The following is a 21,080-nucleotide window of genomic DNA, read 5'->3' on the forward strand; positions in this document are numbered from 1 at the left end:
CGTTAATTTCTCCAAACCATTTTTGTTTTTATTTAAATAGTTTCGTATATTCTTTGAATAGATAAATTTTCCCTCTTTTGGCTCCAGTTATTTCATTTAATATTTCTAGTTTTTCGAGTTCTTCAATCAACTTGTAAACGGAAGGTAACGATAAACCTGTCAATTCTTTAACTTTTTGGGCATTTATAATTGGTCGTTGGTAAAGATGGTTTAAAATCAATTGTGCATTATGCGATCGACTTCCTAATGTTTGTAGTTTAATTTCAACTTCTTTTTGTAGTTTTAAAATACTATCAAATGTATCTATTCCGTTTTTTGCTGTTTCTATTACTCCAACTAAAAAGAATTTGAACCATTGACTCAAATCATTTTTCTCTCTAACTTTTGTTAGATTATCATAATATAACATTCTGTTTCTTTCAAAAAAATCAGAGAGATAGAGAATAGGTTTTTTTAATATTCCTTTCTCAACTAAATACAACGTAATCATTAATCTACCTACTCTACCATTACCATCCAGAAAGGGGTGAATAGTTTCAAATTGATAATGTATCAATGCTATTTTAAGTAAATCAGGGAAAAATGATTCAATATTATGGGCGAAATTTTCTAAATCACCCATATACTCATTAACACTTGTGTGAGTTGGTGGAACAAATGTAGCATCATTGATACTTGCTCCTCCTATCCAATTTTGACTACTCCTAAACTCTCCAGGAAGTTTATGTTTTCCTCTTACTCCTTGTAGTAGTATTTTGTGGGTTTCCCTTATCAATCGAGAAGAAAAAGGTAGCTTTTCTAAATTTTTGATAGCAGAATTTAATGCTTCTATATAATTTTGTACTTCTTCCCAATCATCTCTTTTTTCATCATTTACATCTTCTTTATCTAATAAAGCATCTTCTATATTCGTTTTTGTCCCTTCAATTTTACTTGATTGAGTTGCTTCTTTTAAAACGTGCATACTGATAAATAAATCGATATTTGGAATGTATTCAGAATACATATCAAGTCTTCCAAGTTGTCTGTCTGCTTGACTTAAAAGAGTTAATACCTCCATATCGTCAATAGTCCATTGTTGATTTATTTTAGTAGGCTGAAAGCTTTTATGAGTTCCTTGGTTTATATAATTACCAGATTTGAATGTTTTCATTTTTTATTTAAGTATATACTTAAACAAAGATACCCCTTAATTAAGAATATCGCAAAAATATTAAATAAGAAAGGTTGTAAATTAAATATATGCTTAAATTCTTAATTATTGAAAGGTGCTATTTAATGTTACCCAACTGCTTTTATATCAAAACCACTTAATTTTGTCGATTTCAAAATTATCAATTCCACCTAAAATTTGTTTGTGAAAAGTTCCAATCGAGTTATTAATCGATTTATCAATTGGACGATTAATTTCAGTTTTAATCAATGTTTCTTCATCTAAATCATTGAATTTAGCATCAAACGTTAGCTTTATGGTGTCAATTTTATTTTTATAAAATTTCTTTTTGCTTACATTGGCTTTCGTTTTTAAATAAGAATTATGAAGATTTTCTATGCAAGATAAAAGATGTTCATCTGAAATATAACTTAAATATGTGTTTGTCATTTTTTCTTTTTCTTGAAGAGAACGAATTTAAATAATAATTTTTGTTTTGAAAAGTTTTAACTCTAAACCATCCCCAAATCTACCAAAGGCAAACTTCGAACGCGTTTTCCAGTCGCATTAAAAATGGCATTACAAATGGCTGGTGCCATTACAGGAACTCCAGGTTCGCCAACTCCAGTGGGTGGTTCGTGCATTTTGTCCATAATTTCGATGTGAATTTTTGGAGCATCTTTCATTCGTGTCATTTGGTAATCGAAGAAATTATTTTGCTCAACTGCTCCGTTTTTTGTAGAAATTTTCCCGAACAAAGCAATGGACATTCCAAAAATGGTTGCACCTTCTAATTGGTTTTTAATATTGTCTTTATTTAAAGCCAATCCACAATCTATAGTGGTCCAAACATTTTCTAATTTTACTTTTTCATCATTTACAGAAACTTCTACAATAGTGGCTACATAACTGTAAAAACTATAATGAATCGCAACTCCCAAACCGTGGTTTTTTGGCAATTCTTTTCCCCAATTTGCCATTGTAGCAGTCTTTTTTAAAACATCTTTTAAACGTTTGGAATTGAAAGGATAATTCGATTTTCCTTTGATTATTCTATCTTTTCCTAATAAATCTAAATGAAACTGAACAGGATCTTTTTTGGCTGCAAAAGCCAATTCATCTACAAAAGAATTAATTCCAAACCCACTATGAATATGAACCACAGAACGCAACCAACCAATTCTTAAATTTGCTTCGGCTTTTACGTTTTCTAGTCGAAAATTTTCTAAAGCATAAGGATTGTTGGTAAAACCCTGCCCGAGTTCAAAACCAGATGCATAATCAGACAAAGGTTTAAAAGAAGACACAATAGAAGGGAAGCCAACTCTTTGCAACCAACCAGTTATGTTTCCGTTTTTATCTAAACCACCTTTTAAATATTGCACACTTGTTGCGTGGTAAAAACTATGTTTTATATCGTCTTCACGAGTCCAAACGACTTGAACTGGCGCATTTATTTCTTTGGACAAAGCAACAGCTTCCACTACAAAGTCCGACTTTGATTTTCTCCCAAATCCGCCACCTAAAAAAGTAACATTCACAGTTATATTTTCAACAGGAATATTAAAAAAGTGAGCAAGTTCGCTTCTGGCCGTTTGCGGATCTTGCACTGGCGCCCAAACTTTAATTGTATCTTTTTGAAACCAAGCAGTCGCATTTGGCACTTCCATTGGAGCGTGCACTAAAAACGGAACATGATATGTAGCTTCCACAGTTTGTTCTGAATCTTTAAAAGCGGAATTTACATTTCCTCTACTTCCAGGAACTAATTTTCCTGTTTTTTTTATACGTTTTTTTAGTGTATTTGTAAATTCTTCAGAATTAAAAGTTTTATTTTCACCATAATTCCATTCGATGTCTAAATCTAATTTTCCTTGAAAAGCAGACCATGTATTGTTTGCAATTACAGCAACACCACCCAACATTCCAAAGAATTTGCCTGTTGGAGGAACCAATCTATCTAACGGAATTATTTTTTCTACACCCGCAACTTTTTCAGCCTTGGATTTATTAAAACTTTTTACGGTTCCAAACGTTACAGGACATCTTGCAACTGCAGCAAATTTTAGATTCGGAATGCGAACATCAATCCCATAAGTGGCGGTTCCATGCGTAAAATCTTTTAAATCGACACTTTTTAAGGTTTTTCCAATGAATTTAAAATCTTCAACTTTTTTAAGTTGTATGTTTTCTTCAGCAGGTATTTCAATTTTTGACGCTTCTTCCACCAAATCGCCAAAGAAAATTTTCTCGTGAGTATTGGTGTTTATTATATAGTGATTTTCGGCTTTACAAGCGCTTGCTACAATATTCCATTTTTTTGCAGCAGCAGAAATCAACATTAATTTTGCTGTTGCTCCCATTTTACGCATGGGTTCTAATTTTGTGCGCACACTTCTAGAACCATCTGTATTTTGATTTCCATATTTTTCGTGACCAATGGCCTGTTTTACAGAAATGTATTTCCAATCTGCTTCCATTTCATCTGCAATTGCAGAAGCCAAAGAAGTTCTAATTCCTTGGCCCATTTCTGATCGCGAAGCAATTAAAGTTACGTTTCCATTTTTCTCTAAATGAATGAATAAATTTGGTTCAAAAAAATCTTTATTTATTGTGGGTTTAAACTTTTTTTCAACTGTAGGAGTATTGCAACCTAAAATAATTCCACCAGTTGTTAAACCGAATAATTTTACAAAATCTCGTCTGTTTATTTGCTGAATTTTGCTCATATTTTTTCGTTTTTAAGTGCAACAGCTTTGTGAATTGCTTTTCTAATTCGCGAATACGTTCCGCATCTACAAATGTTAGAGCTCATGGCATTGTCAATATCTTCATCAGAAGGATTTTTAATTTTATCTAACAAAGAAGTGGCTGCAATTAATTGGCCTGATTGGCAATAACCACATTGGGGCACATTTCCATCGTTCCAAGCTTGTCTTAAAAACTCTAAGTTTTCGGAAGTTCCTTCAATCGTAAAAATTTCTTTTCCAATGGCAGCAGAAACTAGAGTTCCACAAGATTTTGTGAGATTTCCATCGATTAAAACCGAACACGCACCACATTGACTTACACCACAGCCAAATTTTGTTCCTGTTAAACCAATAAGATCTCTAATTGCCCAAAGCAAAGGCATATCTTCTTGTGCCTGAATAATATACGATTTTCCGTTGATTGATAAGTTTACATTCACTTGTAGAAATTTTAAAAACTACAAGTTACGAATAAAATGAACTAGAAGAAATCTTTTAACTTTTTTTAAATATTGATTTTATTACCACATTAAAATTTTAATTTCAGCTCGCTAAGAACTATGATTTTTTGAGAAACAGCTCATTTCTAAAACAAAATACAAACAGGTGTTGGGGCAAAAACTTCGTTTATAAAAGTTAGTTTTCCTGTGGCAGTATCTCTTTTAAAAGAGATGATGTTGTTGGTATCTTGATTTGCAACTACCAAAAACTTATTGTCTGGTGATAAAGAAAAGTTTCGAGGATTGTCTCCCAAAACATCTTTATAACCAACCGTTTTTAAATTTCCATTCTCTGGATTTACCTCAAAAATTGCGATTGAATTATGTCCGCGATTGGAAGCATAAACAAATTTTCCATCATCTGAAATATGAATGTCTGCAGCTTTGCTATTATCTGTAAAATTTTTTGGCAATGTAGAAACTGTATTCTCGATAAAGTAAGTACTGTCTTTTTCTTTTACCAACGAAATGGTGTTGTTTAATTCGTTTAAAACATATATCCATTTTTTATTTGGATGAAACGTTAAGTGTCTTGGTCCAGCTCCATCTGCCATTTTTAATTTTTTTTGTTTTGTAAAAACCAATTTGTTTTTAGTGGTATTAATTTTAGAAAACCACAATTCGTTGGTGCCTAAATCTACAGAAATTATTTCTTTTTTATTCGGATGAAACCAAGCCGAATGTGCATGTGGACTTTGCTGTCTTTTTGTTGTTCCTTTTCCAGAATGTTGTTGTACAAATAACAAAGGCATTAATTTCCCAGAATTATCTGCTTTTAACAAACCAACATTTCCACCAGAATAGTTCGCAGTAACCATATAATTATTAGTATTTACGGCAACAAAACAAGGGTTTGCACCACCAGTTTCGGCTTTACTTATAAATTCTAAAGTATCTTTTTCTATTTTAAAAGAACTAATAAAACCAGTTCCGTTAATATCTGTTTCTCCAACTGCAAAAAGTGTTTTGTTGTTTTTCGATTTTGCTAAAAAAGATGGGTTTACAGTTTCTGCCATCAAACCAATTTTCGATAATTTTCCTACAGAAGAAAGTGCATATTTGTAAATTCCTTTGCTGTCTTTTTTTGTGTAAGTTCCAACGTAGAAAGTCATGTTTTTGGGTTCGTTTTTGGGTTCGGTTTCTTTTTTAGAAGTTTTACATCCAAAAGAGATACATAAGGTAAGAAGTAGTAGTATTTTCTTCATAATTAATAAATTTTAAAAACAGGCAAAACTAAATGCGCAGGTTCGTAATAAGGTGAATTTTTATACACAAAATCTAATTGCATTCTTGGTTTTTTGCGAAAGCTTCATCATTTTTCATTTTCTCATCAAACGCATTTTTTATATCAGTATTTTCTGCTACTATTTTTTCAGCAATATCTTCAAAAACATAGGCAGAATAACCTTCTTTTTGTTGTAGGATAGTATCGAAAAAGTTCCAATTAAAAAACGAATCTGTAGCTTCGGCTTCTAACGTTTCTAACAAATAACGTACGCCATTTTGGTTGGTTGGAATGTACAAATCTCCTTTTCTAAACTGTATTTCTTTTGTAGATTTTTTTACAATTGTATTGTAGTGTAAATAATGACCTTCGTAAGCAGAGTTTCTTGTTTTATAATCTACAACATGATGTACTTCCACAGAAATTGTAGTATCTTTTTTAAACTGTGTATATTCAATATTATTTATTTCTAATCTTTCAATTACTTCGTGCCAACCTTGGGGTAAAATATAGGCTTTTGGGATAGTAATTTCTTTATCTGAAAGAAAATTATTGTAGTATTTTATTTCTTTTGTAAATGGTTTGTTGGTGTCGTAAAATAGCCGTTTTCCATTGGTTACTTTACTTTCAATTATAGTTGCTTCATAACCTTTAAATTGTAAAGTGGTTGGGTTTTCTTGATCTACTTTATAGGTAATTGGATATGTTTTTTTGCTAAGGATTTCTTCTAAAGCCTTGGTGCGTAGTTCTTTAATTTTTTGTGAATTTGCTTCGCCAAAATCTAGTGCAGAAAACAACAATTCATAGGTTTGTTCTACTCTAATTTTATAGGGTTTTAACATGTGTGTTTCTACCATGAAACCCAATGTGTGAAACAAAGTTGTGTAGCCAGTAGAATATCTTGGCGAATCGAAAAATTGAGAAAAACCAGCTTCTGGTGTGTTGCCCCAAACATTTACGTAAGGCGTAATTATAATGTTTTTTTCTTGTAAAGATGCTTCTATCTGAGGGCGCATTTCGTTCTCTAAAAATGCACCTAAATTGCCACCCAATTTATTGTGTTGCGTAAATAAATGTGTAATTGCGTATTGATAATTGGCACCATTACTTACGTGATTGTCTATAAAAATATCAGGATTTACCGCGTGAAAAATTTCAGCAAAAGCAGCTGCATTTTTAGTGTCTTGTTTGATGAAATCTCTATTCAAATCGAAATTTCTTGCATTTCCTCGAAAACCATATTCAACGGGGCCGTTTTGATTTGCTCTCGTGTGCGAATTTCTATTCAAAGCACCACCAATATTGTACACAGGAATTACAGCAAGTAAAGTATTTTTATATTTTTTCTTTAAAGAATCATTCTGAACAATGTCACGTAAAAGCATCATGGAAGCATCTATGCCATCTGATTCTCCTGGATGAATTCCGTTATTGATTAAAACGCTGGTTTTTTTAGAATTTGTAATTTCTTCGACATTATAAATGCTTTCTTGATTGTAAACCACCAAATGTAGTGGCTCGCCAGCATCTGTTTGCCCAAATGAAAAGAGAGAAATTTCGGAATATTCGTTTGCCAAATCTTCATAAAAAGAAATTACATCTTTGTATTCTGGCGTTTCTTTTCCTTCTGATTTTTCGAAAAGTGTTGTAAAATCAATTTCGCTTTTTGAAGCATTTTTACAAGAAAAAGCAAGCATTAAAATGGTTAAAAAGAACAGTTTTCTCATAAGACATTATTTTATACGAACTGGTTTTGGAACTAATTTTGTATAGTCTCCATGGTTTCGAATAACGTCTCTAACAATAGAAGACGAAATGTAAGAAGTGCTTGCAGCTGTTAATAAAAATACAGTTTCTATAGGGGCTAAGTCTCTGTTTGTGTGTGCGATAGCTTTTTCGAATTCGAAATCTGCTGGGTTTCTAAGTCCTCTTAAAATAAAATCGACATTATTTTTTAGACAGAAATCTACCGTTAAACCTTTGTAAGTAACTACTTTAATTTTTGGATTGTTTTTAAAACATTCTTCGATAAATTTTTTACGCTCTTCTAAAGTGAACATGTATTTTTTATCGGCATTTACACCAATGGCAATAATTAATTCGTCGAAAAGCTTAACGCCTCTTGAAATAATATCAAAATGACCTAATGTGATGGGGTCAAATGACCCTGGAAAAATTGCTCTTTTCATTTTTTTATATTTTAAACCATATTGCCAGAAAAAATCACGTATTTTTTTTAACAACTATTTTTTAATACTAATTTTCCAAAGCCAATTCAATGGCATTGTCGAACAATTGTTCTAAAGAAATGCCTGCTGCTTGTGCTTGCTGAGGTAAAATACTTTCTTCTGTTAAACCCGGTACTGTATTTATTTCTAAGAAATAAGGTTCGTTATTTACAAAAATATATTCTGCCCTCGAAAACCCCGACATATTTAAAACCTCATAAACTTTTTTGGCAACTTTTTCTACGTTGGCTTTTTCTTTAGAAGAAATTCTTGCAGGCGTTATTTCCTTAGATTTTCCTTCGTATTTTGCTTGATAATCGAAAAAATCGTTTTCAGAAACAATTTCTGTAATTGGTAAAACTTTTGTTTTTTTTGGTATTGAATAACACCAACCGAAACTTCTGTTCCGTTTAAAAAAGATTCGATTAAAATCTCAGAATCTTCGGCATACGCTTTTTCTATGGCTGGTAAAATTTCTTCTTTTTTGTAAACTTTCGAAATTCCGTAACTAGAACCTGCATTATTTGGTTTTATAAAACAGGGAAAACCTACTTTTTCTGTGATGGCGTTTTCATCAATTTTATCGCCTTTATTTAAGAAAATAGAAGTAGCCGTTTTAATGCCATATGCCTTTAAAACACTTAAAGTATCTCGTTTATTAAAGGTTAATGCCATTTGGTAAAATGGGGCAGAAGTGTGTTTTAAATTTAGCAAACTAAAATAGGCTAATAATTGCCCATTTTCTCCTGGAGCACCATGTATGGCGTTAAAAACACAATCGAACTTTATTTTATTTTCTTGTAAAATAAAAGAAAAATCGTTTTTATCGATCGGAAACTCCTTTTCGTTTTCATCTAAAGCAACCCATTTTTCTTTTAAAATATGTACTCTAAAAGAATTGTATTTTTCTTTATTTAGGTGCTTGTAAACAACATTTCCACTTTTTAGCGAAATGTTAACTTCGGAGGAATAGCCCCCCATTACAATGGCAATATTTTTCTTCATTTACGTTAAAATAATAAAACAAATTTATCAAAATATAAATAGAAACAGCAACGTTTACTTTTTATATCTTTGTAAGATTAAAAAAATCTAAAAATGAGTGTTTTTCAGTTTTTAAAAAGTAAATCTTTTTTCATTCAAATTGTAATTGCAGTTGTTGGTTTGTTACTGTTTGTTTTTATATTAAAATTTTGGTTGGGTGTTACCACAAATCACGATCAAAAAATACAAGTTCCAGATTTGCAAAAATTGTCTTTAGAAGATGTAGATAGAAAATTAAAGGAATTAAATTTAGATTTTAAGATTATCGATAGTGCGAGTTACAATCCAGATTATCCTAAAAAATCGGTCATCGAGCAAACGCCAAAAGCGGGAGATTTTGTAAAAGAAAAACGTAAAATTTATTTAACCTTAAACCCTTCTAAATATAGAGATGTTACTATTCCAGATTTAAACGGACGCACTAAAAGACAAGCCTCTTCTCAGTTAAGAGCAATGGGTTTAAACGTTGGAACGAACTTTACTTATGTAAATGATATTGGTAAAGATGTGGTTCGTGGTTTACGACACAATGGAAAAATATTAAATGAAGGCGATAAATTACCACTAAACTCTATTGTAGATTTGGTTTTGGGTGATGGAAATGGGAGATAAAAAAGTTTGCAGTGTTCTGTTGACTCGTTAATAGTAATAGTTTAAGAAAATTATTTTGCAGGAAGAACAAAGTCTCTATTTAGAGAAAGAAGAATTATACGAACATTATAAATTTGTTGCCAGTGAAGGGCAAGAACCTTTACGAGTAGATAAGTTTTTAATGAATTTTATTGAAAACGCTACCAGAAATAAGGTACAACAAGCTGCAAAAGCTGGAAACGTTTTAGTGAACAATGTTGCTGTAAAATCGAACCATAAAGTTAAGCCTAAAGATGTTGTTAGAGTTGTTTTGGCGTATCCACCAGCAGAAAATTTATTGGTTGCAGAAGACATTTCTTTAGATATTGTTTATGAAGATGATACTGTAATTGTTGTAAATAAACCTGCAGGAATGGTGGTACATCCAGGTCATGGAAACTATTCTGGAACTTTGGTAAATGCGTTAATTTATCATATAGAAAACTTACCTACGAATTCTAATGAAAGGCCAGGTTTGGTGCATAGAATCGATAAAGATACCAGTGGTTTATTGGTGGTTGCAAAAACAGAGTTTGCTATGGCACATTTATCGAAACAGTTTTTCGACAGAACTACAGAGCGCTTGTATTACGCTTTAGTTTGGGGCAATATTGCAGAAGATGAAGGTCGCATTGAAGGAAATATTGGGCGGAGTTTAAAAAATCGTTTACAAATGGATGTTTTTCCAAATGGCGATTTTGGTAAACATGCAGTTACTCATTTTAAAGTTTTAGAGAGATTAACGTACGTTACTTTGGTGCAATGCAAATTAGAAACGGGACGAACACACCAAATTAGAGCACATTTTAAACATATTGGGCATACATTATTTAACGACGAACGTTATGGTGGAGATGCCATTTTAAAAGGAACTACATTTACAAAATACAAACAATTTGTACATAATTGTTTTAAAGTATTGCCAAGGCAAGCTTTGCATGCAAAAACCTTAGGTTTTACACATCCAAAAACGGGAGAATTTATGCAGTTTAATTCCGAAATTCCTAAAGATATGATAGACTGCCTAGAGAAATGGAGAACCTATTCCGAGAATTCTAAAGAAGAGTTTGAGTAGAAGTAAGTAAGTTTATAATGATAAACAAATATACTTTTACAAATCTAAAAATGGCTATTTTTCTGTTTTTATTGCAAATTTTAGGTTTTTAACTTTTGTTTTTCTTTTCCATAATATTTTTTTCGCAACCAAAAAGAAACACGAACCAATAAAATTAATGCAGGAACTTCGACCAAAGGTCCCATAACACCTGCAAAAGCTTGTCCAGAATTTAGCCCAAAAACGGCAATAGCAACTGCAATGGCCAATTCAAAATTATTTCCAGCGGCTGTAAATGCTACTGAAGCTGTTTTGTCGTAAGTGGCTCCTGTAGCTTTGGTGAAGAAAAAACCTATGATAAACATTAGTGTAAAGTAAATTAGTAGAGGAACTGCAATTATTAAAACATCCATTGGAATTGCTACAATTAATTCTCCTTTTAACGAGAACATAACTACAATGGTAAATAAAAGTGCAATTAAAGTTATTGGAGAAATCGTTGGAATGAACTTCTTTGTGTACCATTCTTCTCCTTTCAATTTTACTAAAATCAATCGGCTTAAAATTCCCAATACAAACGGAATGCCTAAATAAATAGCGACACTTTCTGCAATTGTACCAATTGAAATGTCAACAATTGCTCCTCCAAATCCAAAATAAGGTGGAAGCACGGTTATAAAAATCCATGCATAAAAACTATATGCAAAAACTTGAAAAATACTGTTTAATGCAACTAAACCAGCACCATATTCGCTACTACCTTCTGCAAGGTCGTTCCAAACCAAAACCATTGCGATGCAACGAGCCAACCCAATTAATATAAGACCCACCATATATTCTGGGTAGTCGCGTAAAAATGTAATTGCCAAAAAAAACATGAGTACAGGACCAATAATCCAATTGAGAATAAGTGAAATAGAAAGTATTTTTGTGTTTTTAAAAACTTTAGGTAATAAGGCATAATTAACTTTTGCCAAAGGCGGATACATCATTAAAATTAAACCCATAGCAATAGGAATATTAGTAGTTCCACTGCTAAAAGAGTTTATTATATTAGGAAATGTGGGAATAAAATACCCAAGACTAACACCTAGAGCCATTGCTATAAATATCCAAAGTGTTAAATTTCTATCGAGAAAACTTAATTTTTTTGAAGCCATATTTTATGATTTAATTTGAGAAAAAATATGAAACATTTCAGTCGCTATTTGTACACTTCTTTCGTAGTATTTTTCTGCTTGTTGTGGTGTATTGTCAAATGCTTTTGGGTCTTCGAAAGTTATAGGAATACGTTTTTCTGCACCTGGTACAAATGGGCATGCCTCGTTTGCAGAATCACAAGTCATAATAGCAACAAATTTAGATCTAGGATTAAAAGCGTCATCTAATTTTTTTGAAAAACCGATAATTGGATGCTCGTTTTCTGCGTACTTAATGCTATAAACAGGATTCTCGTTTTTCGAAATTGTGTTTATTTGAAAACCTGAATTTTGCAAAGTTTCTGCAACCATTGGAAAAAGTGCTGTTTCTTCAGTACCGCCCGAATAACAAAACACATTTTTTATATTAAAATAGTTGGCCATTGTTTGTGCCCAAATTTGTGATAAATGACTTCTTCGCGAATTGTGTGTACAAATAAAATTGATACGAATTTCTTTGTTACTTAAAACTTTAGATTGTATAAAATCTATTAAAGGCTGTAAAGTTTCTTTACGCTCGCTAGAAATAGTTTGCGTATTTAATTTCTTAATAACTTGTTCTATTTCTAAAAATAAGTTAGTTTTAGTTGATGTCATTTTTTTATAAAATTATTTTTTTTAACAACAGTTTCCATCTGGTGTGCAACAAGATTCTTCTTGCAAAGTAGATAATTTAACTTTTGGTTTTTCTGCGGGAATTCCACAAGCGTCTAAAGCCAAACAAGCCGTAATTTTAGATGTTAATAAGAAATTTCTTCCATCAAAATCCAATCCATATTTTCCAATGGTTTCTTTTCCTTGATATTCCACTTCAATTTCTAAATCATCTATTTGTAATGTTTTTTCAGAAAGTTCGATAATACTTATTAATTTTTCCGGGTGCAATCGATGGTTGTAGTCATTCGCACTCCAAAGTTGAAAGTTTACGACTTCTTCTTTACGTTCTGTTCCGCCACAATCGATAAAATGTTTGGTAATTTTACCTATTTCTGTAACGTGAAAATGACTGGGTACGAAGCTGCCATTTGGCAATTGAAAAGCTATCGTTTCCAATTCTTTTAATACTGATTTTACTTGTGATAATTTCATAACTATATTTGTTTATTGCGATTTTACGATTAATTGTTTCAAATTTTTTTAACAACAACTAGGGTTTTCAGTTACATCTTGATTTAAAAATTGGGTCATAACAGTTTTCATTGCGGTCCAATTTTCTTTATGGATACAGTAGCAAACACGAGTACCTTCTACGTTTCCTTTTATTAAACCTAAATGTTTTAATTCTTTTAAGTGTTGTGATATGGTGGGTTGTGCCAAGCCTATTTCATTTACCAAATCGCCACAAACACAAGAATTAATTTTAAATAAATGCTGTAAAATAGCCACTCTTGCAGGATGCCCAAATACTTTCGCAAAAAGAGAAATTTCGTTTTGTTGGTCGGTAAACATTTCGGTTTTTGCTAATCCCATTTTAAATATATATTTATTGCAATATTACGATTAATATTTTAAAAAGGATTCTTTTTTGTTGATTTTTTAAAGAAAAGGAGCTGAAAAAAAATAACTTTTTTACTAGATGAAATCTTTTTTCATTTTTTCATTTAACTCATCAAAGTCTTTATAAAGTACAAATTCGCCATCTTTTATATACGAGATTTCGCCAGTTTCTTCGGAAACTAATACACAAACAGCATCTGTTTTTTCTGAAACTCCAATAGCTGCTCTGTGTCTTAAACCAAATCTTGCAGGAATTTTTGTACTATCAGAAATTGGTAAAACAACTCTTGTGGCCACAATATAATTGTCTCTAATAATTAAAGCACCATCGTGTAAAGGACTGTTTTTATAAAAAACACTTTGCAAAATAGCTTCGTTAACCTGAGCATTCATGGTATCGCCAGTATTAATTAAAAAGTCTAAAGCATTTGTTCTTTCGATAACTATTAAAGCCCCCGTTTTTGTTTTCGACATTTTTTTGCACGCTTCTAAAATAACATCGGTATCGATTTCCGAACTAATTTCTGTTTGTAAAAATTTTAATTGTTTTAAAAAACTTCGCTTATTGGTAAAATTGGTAGTGCCAATCATTAATAAGAATTTTCGTATTTCTTGCTGAAAAACAATAATTAGTGCAATAACTCCACCAGAAAGTAAATAGCCTAAAATACCACTTAACATTTCCATTTTTAGCGCCTGTGTAATTTTCCAGATTAAGAAAATAAACGCAATTCCAATAACAATGTTTATAGCGACAGTTCCTTTTAAAAGTTTGTAAATATAATAGAGTAGTGTTGCTACCAACAAAATGTCTAATACATCTAACAAAGAAAATTCAATAAAATCGAACATAAAAACAAACTGATTTTAGGCTAAAATACTAATAAATATTTGGAGAACAATATCAATTATTTATTTCTGCATCAGATAATAATAAAGGGTATTTTTTTCGAATCAATTTTATTTTATCTTGAATGTTTTTATCGCTATTATTCGATTTTTGAAAATCTTCTAACAAGCTCTCGTAATTTCGATTGTAGAGTTTTACAGACAATTTATTTCTTAAATGTGTGTAAGCCGAATTTAAAATATCTAGGGCAGCAATGTAAGTTGCGTAGTTTGCTATTCTGTCTGTTTTTATAGAAATAATTGCTTTTGTTGGATGATCTGAAGAGGTTTTTAATTGATCACCTTCACACCAATCGCAAGCTTTTTGGTTACTGTCTAAGCCACCACCATTATCTATAAAATCAATGGCAATTTGTTTCAATTCACTCAATGGAATTGTTCTTCCATCTGCAAAAATTTCGTTTTTTTTGTTAATGTTTACTTCTAAAATATTTCTTTCATTTACAAGAATGTCTGAAGGAATTTCTTCTTTTGGAGGAATTTTTCTTGCAATTCCTGCATCTATGTTCATGGTTGTGGTAACCAAGAAAAAGATTAATAATAAAAATGCGATGTCTGCCATAGAACCCGCATTAATTTCTGGAGATTGTTTTCTACTCATACGATTTGTTTTTAAAAGTTAATAATTTAGATTTTAAATGTCTCTTCGAGCGCAGTCGAGAAGTCATTTATTATTAAAGTTTAACTAAGTAGATTTTTGGCGTTAACATTTATTTAACAAAAAAGATGCCAAAAAAAATATAATTGAAAGATCCTTCAGGTTTTTAAAAACCTGAAGGGTTTCCAAAGCTATAAATTGTTTTAAAAAATAGAGAGAAATTGGCAGAAGTAACTCTTTCGTCAAGCTCAAGATGAAATCTGTTCCGCAATTTTTACAGCCTCAACAGCTTCTTTTACATCGTGTACACGTAAAATATTTGCGCCGTTTAAAAGTGCAATTGTGTTTGCAGAAGTAGTTGCATTTAGGGCTTCTTGTGCAGAAATATCTAATGTTTTATACAACATCGATTTACGTGAAATTCCGGCTAAAATTGGTGCATCTAAACTTTTAAAAAGCTGTAAATTCTTTAAAATTTCGAAATTATGAGCCACAGTTTTTCCAAAACCAAAACCAACATCTATTATAATATCGTTTAGTTTTAATTGGTGTAACTTATAGATTTGCTCTGCAAAAAAAGAAATGATTTCTTGGATTACATCTTTATAAACTGGGTTTTGTTGCATGTTTTGAGGCGTGCCCAACATGTGCATTAAAATATAAGGAACTTGCAATTTGGCAACGGTTTTAAACATATTGGCATCCATCTTTCCACCAGAAATATCGTTGATAATTGCTGCGCCATTTTCTACACATTCTTTGGCAATGTTGCTCCTAAAAGTATCTACAGAAATAACAATTTCAGGAAAATTTTTTACCAATAAATTAATAACAGGTAAAATTCTTCGCAGTTCTTCTTCTTCAGAAATATGCGTGGCTCCAGGTCTAGAAGAATACGCGCCAACATCTATAAAAGTGGCACCTTCTAAAAGCATTTTTTCTGTCTGCTTTAAAATTTCTGCTTTGTTTTTATATTTTCCACCATCAAAAAAAGAATCTGGTGTAATATTTAAAATTCCCATCACTTTTGGTGATGATACATCTATTAAAGTTCCCTTACAATTTATGGTCATTACTTTACAACTTTATTAATTATAGGTGTAATTTCTGGTGCTTTGTAATTGTCCATTTTTTCCATTAATTCAATCACAGAGTTACCAACTATTAGCATATTTCTATTGGCTTGTTTTAAATAGCCTTCTTCTACCATTTTGTCTAATTGCAACAAAATAGCATCAAAAAAACCATTAACATTTAGCAATCCAACTGGTTTTTGTTCAATTTGCAATTGGTTTAAAGTTAAGGCTTCGAAAAGTTCGTCTAAGGTTCCAAAACCTCCAGGAAGTGTAATATAACCATCTACCAATTTGCTCATAATTACTTTGCGTTCGCTCATGGTTTTGCAAACGGTCATGTTTTTTACACCCACATGAATTACTTCTTCTTTGTATAATAAATTAGGTATTACACCAATTACTTCTCCTTTTTTTGCTAAAATTGTATCTGCTAAAACGCCCATCATTCCTACTTTTCCTCCTCCAAAAACCATACTGATATTATTGTCGGCAAAATAGTTTCCTAATTCAATAGCACTTTTTTTATAAATAGGATTAAAACCTAAACTAGATCCACAAAAAACAACAATTTTATTCAATTTATAATTTTAAAATTCTTTTGTAAAAATAAATGAAAAGCCTATAGGATTTAGTATTTTTGAACAAATACTTTTTAACAAGAGAAAATGCAAGATACTTCAAAACAATACGATGCAGTTATAGAGGAATGTAGAAGTTTGTTTATTAAAAAAATGGTCGATTATGGAGCTGCATGGCGAATTTTACGTTTGCCTTCTTTAACAGATCAAATTTTTATTAAGGCACAAAGAATTCGTCAATTACAAGAAAATGAGGTGCGTAAAGTAGATGAAGGTGAGAGAGCTGAATTTATTGGAATTATTAATTATTCGATAATGGCATTAATTCAGTTAGAGAATGGTGTTGTGGAAAATCCGGATTTAAATACAGAAGAAGCCACTGTTCTGTATGATAAACATAGCAAAATCACCAAAGATTTAATGCTGAATAAAAACCATGATTATGGCGAAGCTTGGCGAGAAATGCGTGTTTCGAGTTTAACGGATTTAATTTTGCAGAAATTATTAAGAGTAAAACAAATTGAAGATAACAAAGGAAAAACCTTAGTTTCTGAAGGCATTGATGCGAATTATCAAGACATGATTAACTATGCTGTTTTTGCGATGATTCATTTGGGTGCTTAAATTAAGTATAATAAAATTTTGATTATGAAAGTAGTAGTTCAAATTTCAAGAATAATAGTAGGCGCCTTATTTATATTTTCAGGCTTTGTAAAATTGGTAGATCCTATTGGTTCGCAATACAAGTTTCAAGAGTACTTTTCTGCCAGTGTTTTAAATATGGAATTTTTAATTCCTTATGCGTTGCCATTTGCAGTGTTGCTAATTGTTGCAGAAATTCTTTTAGGAGTGATGGTTTTAATTGGCTACAAACCCAAATTTACAGTGTGGAGTTTGCTAATTTTGACTTTAATTTTCTTGTTTTTAACCTGGTATTCGGCTTTTTATAATAAGGTAACCGATTGTGGCTGTTTTGGAGACGCTATAAAATTAACACCTTGGGAAACCTTTTATAAGAACGTAATTTTAATCGTTTTAATTCTTTTATTGTTGATAAGAGTTGAGTACATCAAACCCATTTTTAAAGGTAAAATTCCAAAAATAATTACATTTTTATCTTTAGGAATTTTCTTATTTATTGTGCAGCATGTATTAACACATTTGCCAATTATCGATTTTAGAGCCTATGCTATTGGTAAAAACTTACAGGAAGGAATGAAATATCCAGAAGATGGAAGCATTCCTCCAGTACACGATTTTATGCTAGAAGACGAACAACAAGATTTAGCACCTGCTTTATTAGAAAAAGAAAAAGTAATGTTAATCGCTGTTTATAATTTAGACAAAGCAGATAAAAACGGATTTCCAGCAATTAAAGAATTGGCAGATAAAGCAATTAAAAAAGGATATACTGTGTACGGAGCATCTGCTTCTTTTACAGACGATTTACTATTGGTACAAAAAGAATACGATTTGCCTTTTGAATTTTTGTTTTGTGACGAAACTACTTTAAAAACAATGATTCGTGCAAATCCTGGAGTTGTAATTTTAAACAAAGGAACGGTTACCCAAAAGAAAAATTGGGTAGATGCAGATGAAATAGAACTTAAATGAAACAATTAATTCTTGTTTTTGTTGGTGGAGGTTTTGGCAGTGTTTTGCGTTATTTAATTGGTAAATTTTTAAATGATGCAGAAACAGGAATTCCTTATGGAACTTTTATAGCCAATATTTTAGGAAGTTTATTAATTGGGTTTATTTTAGGCTATGCAGTAAAAAACGAAGCACTTTCTCAAAACCATACTTTATTATTAGCAACTGGTTTTTGTGGCGGTTTTACAACGTTTTCTACATTTGCTTACGAAAACCATGTATTTTTAAAATCTGGAGATTTTACCAGTTTTGCATTTTATACCATTGCAAGTTTTGTAGTTGGCTTTTTAGCTGTTTTTGCAGGAATGTATTTGGTAAAGTTTATTTAATTTCACAAATGTTTGTTCGAGCGCAGTCGAAAATCAATCAATAACAATCTTACTTATGAACGAATTTGTAACCTACAAATCAGAAGAAAATTACGCAATAATAACCATTAACAATGGAAAAGCAAATGCAATTTCCCATGAAGTGGTAGAGGGTTTAAACGAAAGTTTAAACAAAGCTGAAAAAGAAAACAAAGTAGTAATTTTAACAGGTAAAAATGGAATATTTTCTGCGGGTTTCGATTTAAAAGTGATGACAAAATCGCCTGAATCTGCCAAAGAATTGGTTACAAAAGGTTCTAAATTATCGCTAAAAATGTTGTCTTTTCCACAGCCTATAATAGTAGCTTGTTCTGGCCATGCCATTGCCAAAGGTGCGTTTTTATTGCTTTCTTGCGATTATAGAATTGGGGTAGAAGGCGATTTTAAAATTGGTTTAAACGAAGTAATGATTGGTATGACCATGCACAATGCAGGAATTGCCATTGCAAAAGCACGTTTGTCTAAAGTATATTTGAATAGAAGTGTAAACAACGCAGAAATTTACAACCCAAAACAAGCCATTGATGCTGGCTTTTTAGATTTGTTGGTTCCAGAAAATCATTTATTGCCAACTGCAGTTAAAGTTGCTGGTATGTTTTCTAAACTCAATAAAAAAGCGCATGCCGAAACCAAACTAAAAGTTAGAAAGCAACATTTAGCGAATTTAGAAAAAGCCATCGAACAGGATTTGGCAGGAGATATTTCTATAAATTCTTAATATATAGAGTTTAATTACTAAACGAAAGATATCAAATTAAGTTATGGTCTTTTAATTGCTTGTCATTTCGAACGCAATGTAATAAAGTTGAGAAATCTTTTTACCTAACCTTGTTTGAGATTTCTCCATAAAGTCGAAATGACATTTAGAATTTAACTTTAGGATAAATAAAAAAGCCACCCAACAAGTTTAGCTCTTATTAAAACGACATCCTTTTTTACTGTCAGTTCGAGTGGTTTTTCGAACGCAATGTAATAAAGTTGATAAATCTTTTTACCTAACCTTTGAGATTTCTCCATAAAGTCGAAATGACATTTAGAATTTAACTTTAGGATAAATAAAAAAACCACCCAAAAAGCCTAGCTCTTATTAAAACGACATCCTTTTTTACTGTCAGTTCGAGTGGTTTTTCGAACGCAATGTAATAAAGGTGATAAATCTTTTTACCTAACCTTTTTTGAGATTTCTCCATAAAGTCGAAATGACATTTAGAATTTAACTTTAGGATAAATAAAAAAGCCACCCAAAAAGCCTAGCTCTTATTAAAACGACATGCTTTTTTACTGTCAGTTCGAGTGATTTTTCTGACGTAGGAAGAAAAATTGTATCGAGAACAAAAGTAAAAAAAGATAGTTTTTCGACTTCCCTTAAGATAATTTCCAAACTAGAAATAGCTTCAAAAAAGCGAATGCTTCTTAAAAATTTTAATTCCTGCTTTTATTTTAATATCTAAATGATTTTTTCTTGGTGTTAGAGGGCAAGAATATTTATCGTTATAAGCACAATAAGGGTTGTAAGTGTTATTAAAATTTAATACAACCGTATTTTCTGCTGAAATATCTGTAGTCATAACATCCATATAACGTCCACCTCCATAAGATTCGTCGCCAGAAGTATTGTCTGTAAAAGGTAAAAATAAGTAATTTTTGTATTTTTCATCAAGAGTATCTTCTTGACTTTGATAAATGGTTAACTCTAAATCTTTACCTTTTAAAGTAAAGTTTAGTTTCCCATATTCTTTGTACAAAGGTTTTCTATCTGTAGTGGTTGCCATCTCGAAAACGGGTGCATTTTCTGTGCGAGTTAATTTTGCAGTTACAATGTAGGTAGAATCGACAGGAAAAAACTCTAAACCTTTAAACTTCTTTAAATCGTTCTTTTTTAAAGGAGATTTGGATGCATCTTTATAATTTGCGTTCAGTTTTTTTTGGTATGCTGTTTCTCCAGGAATTGGTCTTTTATCTTGTGAGTTGCAAGAAATAATAAAAAGTAAAGAAAAAAGAATGATGTATTTTTGCATTGAAATTGTGTATTAATTTTGATTAAATTTAGGGGTATTGTAATTTTTAATTAGTTTTGAAGACAAGTTTTCGAACTGGTTGGTTTCCGATAATTCTTTAATTTTGTTTGGGTCGAAACGACCTTTTAAATAAAAAACAGAAGTGTTTTTTATTGTAGAATTAAAAATAATCGCCTGTGTAACTACGTCTCCAACTTCTTTTACAGAAACAATTTTTGTTTTTTCTACAGTATTGCTTCGTAAAATATCTGTAAAATTATTGCCAGTCACTAAATTTATATCATTAATTAATTGTGCTTTTTTTGTAGCAGAAATTTTATCAAAGGTGATGAATTTAAAATCTTGAACATTCCCAAAAACATCGTTTATTTCTGGTGAAATGTTTTTTACCAAAGACATCATAAAATTTGGAACTTGAAAAGCGGTTGCTCCTAAGTCGTTTTTATGATTATTAAAAAAACTTTTGAAAGATTTTCCACTTCCACAAGAAACTAAAAAAATAAAAAGACAAATTATAACGATATTTTTTTTCATAAACGACGATTATTAAAATTCAAAAATACAACTTTCAATTATTTTATGTAAATTTGGCAACTAAAT

General features: G+C 31.1%; 22 protein-coding genes and 2 pseudogenes. 6 read left to right on the top strand and 18 right to left on the bottom strand.

Going from position 1 to position 21,080, the window contains the following annotated elements:
* Positions 1-28: 28 nt before the first annotated feature.
* The 8 genes and pseudogenes from JL193_RS13770 to JL193_RS13805 form a co-directional block, all read right to left on the bottom strand.
* Positions 29-1,153, bottom strand: coding sequence for a Fic family protein (locus JL193_RS13770; protein ID WP_207971342.1), 1,125 nt, complete (start codon positions 1,151-1,153; stop codon positions 29-31).
* Positions 1,154-1,300: 147 nt separating this feature from the next.
* The gene (locus tag JL193_RS13775) at positions 1,301-1,603 is read right to left on the bottom strand and encodes an Eco47II family restriction endonuclease (protein WP_243456761.1); all 303 of its coding nucleotides are present in this window, start codon (positions 1,601-1,603) and stop codon (positions 1,301-1,303) included.
* A gap of 62 nt (positions 1,604-1,665) precedes the next feature.
* A complete protein-coding gene (locus JL193_RS13780; RefSeq protein WP_207971343.1) occupies positions 1,666-3,882 on the bottom strand; it encodes a xanthine dehydrogenase family protein molybdopterin-binding subunit in 2,217 nt (738 codons plus the stop codon).
* Positions 3,879-4,343 (bottom strand): (2Fe-2S)-binding protein, encoded by a 465-nt coding sequence (locus tag JL193_RS13785; protein ID WP_207971344.1) that lies wholly within the window; start codon positions 4,341-4,343, stop codon positions 3,879-3,881. Before JL193_RS13785 ends, JL193_RS13780 begins: the two co-directional genes overlap by 4 nt.
* 146 nt (positions 4,344-4,489) lie before the next feature.
* The gene (locus tag JL193_RS13790) at positions 4,490-5,608 is read right to left on the bottom strand and encodes a lactonase family protein (protein ID WP_207971345.1); all 1,119 of its coding nucleotides are present in this window, start codon (positions 5,606-5,608) and stop codon (positions 4,490-4,492) included.
* Positions 5,609-5,610: 2 nt separating this feature from the next.
* Positions 5,611-7,355 (bottom strand): annotated as a pseudogene (locus tag JL193_RS13795) (M14 family metallopeptidase).
* 6 nt (positions 7,356-7,361) lie between these two features.
* A complete protein-coding gene (gene coaD / locus JL193_RS13800) occupies positions 7,362-7,817 on the bottom strand; it encodes a pantetheine-phosphate adenylyltransferase (RefSeq protein ID WP_207971346.1) in 456 nt (151 codons plus the stop codon).
* Positions 7,818-7,884: 67 nt separating this feature from the next.
* Positions 7,885-8,861, bottom strand: a pseudogene (locus JL193_RS13805) (D-alanine--D-alanine ligase).
* 93 nt (positions 8,862-8,954) lie between these two features.
* On the opposite strand from JL193_RS13805, the gene JL193_RS13810 reads away from it, so the two are divergent.
* Together JL193_RS13810 and JL193_RS13815 are read left to right on the top strand one after the other, a co-directional pair.
* A complete protein-coding gene (locus JL193_RS13810; RefSeq protein ID WP_207971347.1) occupies positions 8,955-9,512 on the top strand; it encodes a PASTA domain-containing protein in 558 nt (185 codons plus the stop codon).
* Between the two features lie 55 nt (positions 9,513-9,567).
* Positions 9,568-10,605, top strand: a complete 1,038-nt coding sequence (locus JL193_RS13815) for an RluA family pseudouridine synthase (RefSeq protein WP_207971348.1) — start codon at positions 9,568-9,570, stop codon at positions 10,603-10,605.
* 80 nt (positions 10,606-10,685) lie between these two features.
* Here JL193_RS13815 and arsB read toward each other — a convergent pair whose 3' ends face one another.
* From arsB to JL193_RS13855, 8 genes are all read right to left on the bottom strand, one after another.
* Complete coding sequence (arsB, locus tag JL193_RS13820; RefSeq protein ID WP_207971349.1) at positions 10,686-11,744, bottom strand: ACR3 family arsenite efflux transporter; 1,059 nt, start codon at positions 11,742-11,744, stop codon at positions 10,686-10,688.
* A 3-nt stretch (positions 11,745-11,747) separates the two neighbouring features.
* Positions 11,748-12,380 (bottom strand): arsenate-mycothiol transferase ArsC, encoded by a 633-nt coding sequence (locus JL193_RS13825; RefSeq protein ID WP_207971350.1) that lies wholly within the window; start codon positions 12,378-12,380, stop codon positions 11,748-11,750.
* 21 nt (positions 12,381-12,401) lie between these two features.
* Positions 12,402-12,872 (bottom strand): DUF6428 family protein, encoded by a 471-nt coding sequence (locus JL193_RS13830; protein ID WP_207971351.1) that lies wholly within the window; start codon positions 12,870-12,872, stop codon positions 12,402-12,404.
* A 48-nt stretch (positions 12,873-12,920) separates the two neighbouring features.
* Entirely contained in the window at positions 12,921-13,253 is a 333-nt protein-coding gene (locus JL193_RS13835; RefSeq protein WP_207971352.1) for an ArsR/SmtB family transcription factor, read from the bottom strand.
* A 102-nt stretch (positions 13,254-13,355) separates the two neighbouring features.
* Positions 13,356-14,132, bottom strand: coding sequence for a diadenylate cyclase CdaA (gene cdaA / locus JL193_RS13840; protein WP_207971353.1), 777 nt, complete (start codon positions 14,130-14,132; stop codon positions 13,356-13,358).
* Between the two features lie 52 nt (positions 14,133-14,184).
* On the bottom strand, positions 14,185-14,790 hold the full coding sequence (locus tag JL193_RS13845) for an ExbD/TolR family protein (RefSeq protein WP_207971354.1): 606 nt from the start codon (positions 14,788-14,790) through the stop codon (positions 14,185-14,187).
* Positions 14,791-15,035: 245 nt separating this feature from the next.
* Positions 15,036-15,860 carry a dihydropteroate synthase gene (gene folP / locus JL193_RS13850; protein ID WP_207971355.1) on the bottom strand — a complete coding sequence of 275 codons (825 nt, stop codon included), beginning with the start codon at positions 15,858-15,860 and terminating at the stop codon, positions 15,036-15,038.
* Positions 15,860-16,441 (bottom strand): LOG family protein, encoded by a 582-nt coding sequence (locus JL193_RS13855; RefSeq protein ID WP_207971356.1) that lies wholly within the window; start codon positions 16,439-16,441, stop codon positions 15,860-15,862. Before JL193_RS13855 ends, folP begins: the two co-directional genes overlap by 1 nt.
* Before the next feature lie 87 nt (positions 16,442-16,528).
* On the opposite strand from JL193_RS13855, the gene JL193_RS13860 reads away from it, so the two are divergent.
* Genes JL193_RS13860 through JL193_RS13875 form a run of 4 tightly spaced genes read left to right on the top strand, consistent with a single transcriptional unit; the run spans position 16,529 to position 19,180 of the window.
* The gene (locus JL193_RS13860; RefSeq protein WP_207971357.1) at positions 16,529-17,065 is read left to right on the top strand and encodes a DUF1599 domain-containing protein; all 537 of its coding nucleotides are present in this window, start codon (positions 16,529-16,531) and stop codon (positions 17,063-17,065) included.
* A 24-nt stretch (positions 17,066-17,089) separates the two neighbouring features.
* Entirely contained in the window at positions 17,090-18,055 is a 966-nt protein-coding gene (locus JL193_RS13865; protein ID WP_207971358.1) for a BT_3928 family protein, read from the top strand.
* Positions 18,052-18,423 carry a fluoride efflux transporter CrcB gene (crcB, locus tag JL193_RS13870; RefSeq protein ID WP_207971359.1) on the top strand — a complete coding sequence of 124 codons (372 nt, stop codon included), beginning with the start codon at positions 18,052-18,054 and terminating at the stop codon, positions 18,421-18,423. Before JL193_RS13865 ends, crcB begins: the two co-directional genes overlap by 4 nt.
* Before the next feature lie 55 nt (positions 18,424-18,478).
* On the top strand, positions 18,479-19,180 hold the full coding sequence (locus JL193_RS13875) for a crotonase/enoyl-CoA hydratase family protein (RefSeq protein ID WP_207971360.1): 702 nt from the start codon (positions 18,479-18,481) through the stop codon (positions 19,178-19,180).
* A 676-nt stretch (positions 19,181-19,856) separates the two neighbouring features.
* Here the strand turns inward: JL193_RS13875 and JL193_RS13880 are convergent.
* Together JL193_RS13880 and JL193_RS13885 are read right to left on the bottom strand one after the other, a co-directional pair.
* Positions 19,857-20,480 carry a DUF1684 domain-containing protein gene (locus tag JL193_RS13880; protein WP_207971361.1) on the bottom strand — a complete coding sequence of 208 codons (624 nt, stop codon included), beginning with the start codon at positions 20,478-20,480 and terminating at the stop codon, positions 19,857-19,859.
* Positions 20,481-20,492: 12 nt separating this feature from the next.
* Positions 20,493-21,014 (bottom strand): DUF4252 domain-containing protein, encoded by a 522-nt coding sequence (locus JL193_RS13885; protein WP_207971362.1) that lies wholly within the window; start codon positions 21,012-21,014, stop codon positions 20,493-20,495.
* Positions 21,015-21,080 lie beyond the last annotated feature (66 nt).

Origin of the sequence: Polaribacter batillariae (assembly GCF_017498485.1) — a bacterium.
GTDB lineage: Bacteria > Bacteroidota > Bacteroidia > Flavobacteriales > Flavobacteriaceae > Polaribacter > Polaribacter batillariae.